Genomic DNA, 5038 nt, shown 5'->3' with positions numbered 1-5038 from the left:
CCCGCCCGCAGGCGATCCCCGCCGCAGCGGATTTTCTTTTTGGTACTTTTTCTTTTGTGAGGTGGTAATATGACCGAGAATTATCGAGGCTGCTACGAGTATTTGAGCGCACAATATCCGGAGGTCGGAGGCTATGAGTTTTATAAAGAGCTGTTTCCGGACAATGAGAACTCCGGAGAACGGCACACGGATTTTTCCCATCCGAACGCTGTGTATCTGTATCGGGACGAACAGAGCGAGGATAAGAAGCTCCGGCGCAGGAAGATGTATAACGACACATGGGAACAGGATTACATGGAGTTTGTCGAGGGGAACAGCCTTACTTTGTGCAGCGGTCTTGCATATCGCAGAAAGGAGAACAGGCTGGAGAACGCCCAGCGGATGTATGCTCTGATCTTCGATCTGGATGGCGTAGGTCTTGCCGAGCTGCGCAACCTCTTTCTGCGCTTTGGCGGCGATCCGGAGCGAGTGCGCCGGTTGCCGATGCCGACTTTCCTTGTTCTGTCGGGGACAGGGCTGCATATCTACTATGTTTTCCAGCAGCCGATTGACCTATACCCGAATATAAAAATTCAGCTTAAAAGTCTGAAATATGACCTCACTTTCCGGCTATGGGAGTATGGCAGCACTTCGCAGGTCAAGGCGATCCAGTATCAATCCATCAATCAGAGCTTCCGCATGGTGGGCAGCATCAATGACAAGCATGGGACGGAGCTGGTCGCTTTCCGTACCGGAGAACGGGTAACGCTGGATTATCTGAACGCCTACGCAAAGCCAGAAAACAGGGTGGATGTCAATAAGCCTTTCAGCCCATCCAAAATGACACGAGCTGAGGCGAGGGAGGCATATCCGGAGTGGTATGAGCGTGTTGTTGTGAGAGGCGAGAAAGGACGCAAGAAGTGGGATATTGCCGGAAAGGTGCATGGTGATGATCCGTATGCGCTCTACCATTGGTGGCTGCGGCAGATCGGAGAGATAAAGGGCGGGCATCGGTATTTCTTTTTGATGTGCCTTGCTATCTATGCTTACAAATGCGGTGTGTCGAAGCAGCAGCTCCGGCAGGATATGAAAGAGGCTTTTGATGATCTGCAGATGGTGAAGCATGAGAACGCATTGACCGAGGAAGATATACGGAGTGCGCTGGAAGCCTACGACAAGGAGTATTACAATTTCACGATTTCCGATATTGAAGCTCTGACCGATGTTCGCATCGAGCGCAACAAGAGGAATGGTAGATCACAGAAAGAGCATTTGAAAAGAGCAAGGGCGGTGCAGGAAGTGGATTATCCTGGCGGCACATGGAGAAGAAAAGGGGCAGAAGAAAAGAAAGCGCAAGTCTATGCGTGGCGGCAGGAGCATCCAGAGGGACGCAAGGCCGATTGTCATAGGGACACCGGACTTGATCCGAAAACGATCCGCAAATGGTGGGACACCGTACCGGAGGGGCATATAACGGTCAAAATACGCCCATCACAGGCTTTGAGCGATCTGTTGGTGGAGGAATTTAAGAAAGGGCTGTAAACGCCCCAGAAACGCCCTACAAGGCGTTTTCGGGGCGGGTAAGGGTTTTTATATTACCCCACCGAAAACGAGGCTTGAAAACCGCGCGAAATAAGGCTTTTTCACCCCCTAAATGTACACGCTGCGGTGTTAGCATATAGAAAGCACTGTTCATAGAAAAGTTGCAAAAAACATTTGCAATGCACTTGCAAATGTCACGAATATTGAATATAATATTAGTGCAAGCTAAAAATGACGAGGAAAGGAGTGCTATTATGGCTAAAGGAAATATGACGATAAGAATGGAGCCGGAGCTGAAAGCACAGGCGGCAGCTCTCTTTAAGTCCCTCGGAATGGATTTGAGTACGGCAACGGGTATTTTTTATCGACAGGCACTTAGGTGTCATGGACTTCCCTTTGAAGTCAAGGTTGACGAGCCGAATGCTGTTACCTATGCGGCGATGGAGGCGGCAGAAAAGGGAGAGGATATGTATGGTCCGTTTGATAGCGTTGCAGATCTGATGGAGGCGCTGAATGCTTAAGCCGGAGTTTTCGGGGCAGTTCAAACGAGATTACAAGCTTGCGATCAAGAGAGGCTGCGATCCGAAGAAGTTGGAGGAAGTGATCACGCTGTTGTGTAACGAGCAGCCGTTGCCGGAGGCGTATCGAGATCATGCTCTCACTAATTCCAGAAATTATAAGGACATGAGAGAATGTCACATCGAGCCGGACTGGCTGTTGGTCTATAAAGTTGTTCGGCAGACTTTGATTTTGAAATTGATAAGGACGGGATCTCATAGCGATTTGTTTTGAGATTAACTCCGGATGAAAGAGTGGTGATGATATTTGGCGGGTGTAATAACGGAAATTGCAATAGAATGTGGCGTGTCGGAACAGGCAGTTCGTGCATGGTGTAGGCGAAACCATGTTGCGAAAGATGCGAAAGGAAGTTTCGCAATCAGCGAAAGTCAAAAAACCGCCATATATCAGCATTATTTAGGTGTTGAACGAAAGCAAGTTTCGCAACAGGCGAAAGCAAGTTGCGAAACTTGCGAAACCACTTTGATCGCTATGCTGCAGGGAGAATTAGACCGGAAAAGCGAGCAACTTGCTGTAAAGGACAAGCAGATCGAGGAACTGAACGCAAGGTTGGCGGAGGTCAGCTCGGCGTTGGTGACGGCACAGCAGACTGCGGCAGCGGCCCAGGCTCTCCATGCTGGGACAATGCATCAGCAGCTTCTTTCCGGCAAGTCCGGAGCCGATCAGCCGGAGCGTGAGACAGAACCGGTTCAAAAGCGTAGCTGGTTTAGTAGGTTCTTTGGGGACTAAACAGAACGACAAATCGGAATTTGGCAAAGGAGTGTGATTGTATGAAAAAGAAATTCTTTGTGGTAATTGCAATTATAGTTGTTTTAGTAATCCTATTAACCCCTGTTCGTATGAACTTAAAAGACGGCGGAAGTGTTAGGTATAAAGCATTAGTGTATGAGGTTACAAAAATACACCGACTTGCACCAGAAGTAGATGGTGTAAAACCATATATTGATGGGTTCGAAATTAAAATACTCGGAATGACAGTTTATAGAGAAACAAACGAATAGACAAATTCCAGTTTATCGGTGGGATGAAGTTCGGGGAGCCGTCCGCAGACGGCAGGGGCAGCGCCCCTCCGGAGCTGGCAGAGCAGCAGGCACGAGCCGGCAGTGAAGCAGCTCTGGCAACCCCTCCCCTTTAGGGGCGCAAAGCACTTTCACACCGCTGCACCGATGGGGTGGCGGTGTGAAAGTGCTTTTGCGTTACTTTCTCACCAGAAAGTAACAAAGAGGTTGTTTTTAGCGGAAATTTATGATAAAATAGAGGACGGAAGAATAAGCGGAAAGGGGGCGATTTTATGGGAGTTACGATTTCGGGTATGACAGGTGCAGGGAGCATCCGGCACAACAACCGCAGCTTCTCAGCGGCGAATGTAGACCGGAGCCGGACGGAGCAGAACATTGTTTTCTGCAACGAGGATCTGAAGCAGGTCTATCATATGGTCTTTGATGAAGCTCTCGCAGCCTACAACGCAAAGAAAACCAAAACGAGAGATAAGATACCGGACTACTATGAGCATATCCGGCAGAGTAAACAGGAAAAGCTGTTCCATGAAGCGATCTTCCAGATCGGCAACATGAGCGACTGTGGGTGCGGTACGCCGGACGGAGAACGGGCGGCGGCAGCTCTGAAAGATTTTGCGGAGTCTTTTGCAGAACGCAACCCCCATCTGCGGGTGTTCAATATGGTGCTGCACATGGACGAGGCAACGCCCCATCTCCATGTCGATTTTATCCCTGTGGCAACGGAGCAGTCAAGAGGACTTTCTACAAGGGTATCTATGAAACAGGCATTGAAGCAGCAGGGGTTTGTCGGTGTCGGCAGAAAGCAGACCGAATGGGCGGCGTGGATGGAACGGGAGAAAGAAGCTCTGACGGAGATCGCCCAGCGGCACGATTTTGAAATTATCTCTCTCGGCACGAACAGACCGCACATGGACTTGCCGCAGTTCAAGGAAGCGGCTGCGAGGCTGGAAGCGGTGCAGCAGCAGACAGCGGCAGTAGAGCGGGAGGTTGCTGAGCTGGAACGGCAGCGGGACGCTCTGAAAGGCACTGTGCGGCTCTTAAAGGAGGCTGACAGGGTAAATGCACCCCTGCATGATATTCAGCCGGAAAAGACGCTCACAGGGGCAGTAAAGGGCGTGACGGTGGATCAGGTCGAGCAGCTAAAGAAAATGGCACTGCGCAGCGTGACGGATCGGCACAAGGTACAGGAGCTGACGGAGGAAAACACCCGTCTGCGGTCACAGGTGCCGTCCATGAAGAAGCGGCTGGAAGAAGCGCAGCGGCAGCAGAGGCTTGAACAGGAAAACCGGAGGCTGCGCGATGAAAACTATTATCTGCAATCCGAGCTGCAGGAGGAACGCAGCTTCACCGAGCGTCTGACGGACGGCATCGGTCGGATGCTGGACTTCTTGGAAGAACACTTGCCGGAGCGTCTGCGTCCTCTGCTTGAAAAGGCGAGGGAGCTGCTGCCCGATCCGGAGATTGGACAGCAGCAGGAGCAACAGCAGCACCAGCGAGGAATGGGCGGCATGGAGCTGTAAAAGAAGCCTGTCCGGAGGGCTTGAAAATCTCTTTCGGACAGGCTATAATAACAACTGAAAATAGGGAATTGCTGTATTGATAATCTAAGCCCCCTGTAAGGGTACTCCCAACCTATATTTTCTCTCTCTGAAAGGGAGAAAGTCGGAGGGGAAAAAGGGGGTGAGCGGAGGGGTGTTGGAAGTGTGGTAAACCTCGTTAGAGGTTTTCCAAGCCACTGTGGTAAACCCATCGGGTTTTCCATAGTGGCGGCACTTTCAATGCCCCGCAGCGAGGGGGAAAGGGGGAGGTGACTTTCTCTTTAAGGCGGCGTAGCCGCCGCTCTTTTGCTCCCCCTTTCCCCCTTCCCGCCCGCAGGCGATCCCCGCCGCAGCGGATTTTCTTTTTGGTACTTTTTCTTT

The 5038-nt window shown here is 51.0% G+C and carries 7 protein-coding genes; 6 read left to right on the top strand and 1 reads right to left on the bottom strand.

Annotated features, from left to right (window positions below):
- Positions 1-69 precede the first annotated feature (69 nt).
- The 6 genes from NE609_RS16850 to NE609_RS16825 all read left to right on the top strand — a co-directional run bounded on the left by NE609_RS16850 (position 70) and on the right by NE609_RS16825 (position 4639).
- The gene (locus tag NE609_RS16850; protein ID WP_199488597.1) at positions 70-1521 is read left to right on the top strand and encodes a hypothetical protein; all 1452 of its coding nucleotides are present in this window, start codon (positions 70-72) and stop codon (positions 1519-1521) included.
- 254 nt (positions 1522-1775) lie between these two features.
- Positions 1776-2042: a type II toxin-antitoxin system RelB/DinJ family antitoxin gene (locus NE609_RS16845; RefSeq protein ID WP_033119556.1), complete on the top strand. Its 267-nt coding sequence runs from the start codon at positions 1776-1778 to the stop codon at positions 2040-2042.
- On the top strand, positions 2035-2313 hold the full coding sequence (locus NE609_RS16840; RefSeq protein ID WP_021632616.1) for a type II toxin-antitoxin system YafQ family toxin: 279 nt from the start codon (positions 2035-2037) through the stop codon (positions 2311-2313). The genes NE609_RS16845 and NE609_RS16840 overlap by 8 nt, the downstream gene beginning before the upstream one ends.
- Positions 2314-2346: 33 nt before the next feature.
- Positions 2347-2829, top strand: coding sequence for a hypothetical protein (locus NE609_RS16835; RefSeq protein ID WP_076917214.1), 483 nt, complete (start codon positions 2347-2349; stop codon positions 2827-2829).
- A 41-nt stretch (positions 2830-2870) separates the two neighbouring features.
- Entirely contained in the window at positions 2871-3101 is a 231-nt protein-coding gene (locus tag NE609_RS16830; protein ID WP_073261397.1) for a hypothetical protein, read from the top strand.
- Positions 3102-3391: 290 nt separating this feature from the next.
- Positions 3392-4639, top strand: a complete 1248-nt coding sequence (locus tag NE609_RS16825) for a plasmid recombination protein (RefSeq protein WP_015517767.1) — start codon at positions 3392-3394, stop codon at positions 4637-4639.
- Between the two features lie 196 nt (positions 4640-4835).
- On the opposite strand, the gene NE609_RS16820 is transcribed toward NE609_RS16825, so the two are convergent.
- Positions 4836-5038, bottom strand: a 203-nt coding sequence (locus NE609_RS16820) for a hypothetical protein (RefSeq protein WP_256153189.1), incomplete at its 5' end; no start/stop codon positions are given.

It is taken from the genome of Anaerotruncus sp. DFI.9.16 (genome assembly GCF_024461615.1).
GTDB lineage: Bacteria > Bacillota > Clostridia > Oscillospirales > Ruminococcaceae > Anaerotruncus > Anaerotruncus massiliensis.
The sequence above is the reverse complement of the archived record's forward strand: the minus strand, read 5'-3'. Positions and strand labels throughout refer to the sequence as shown.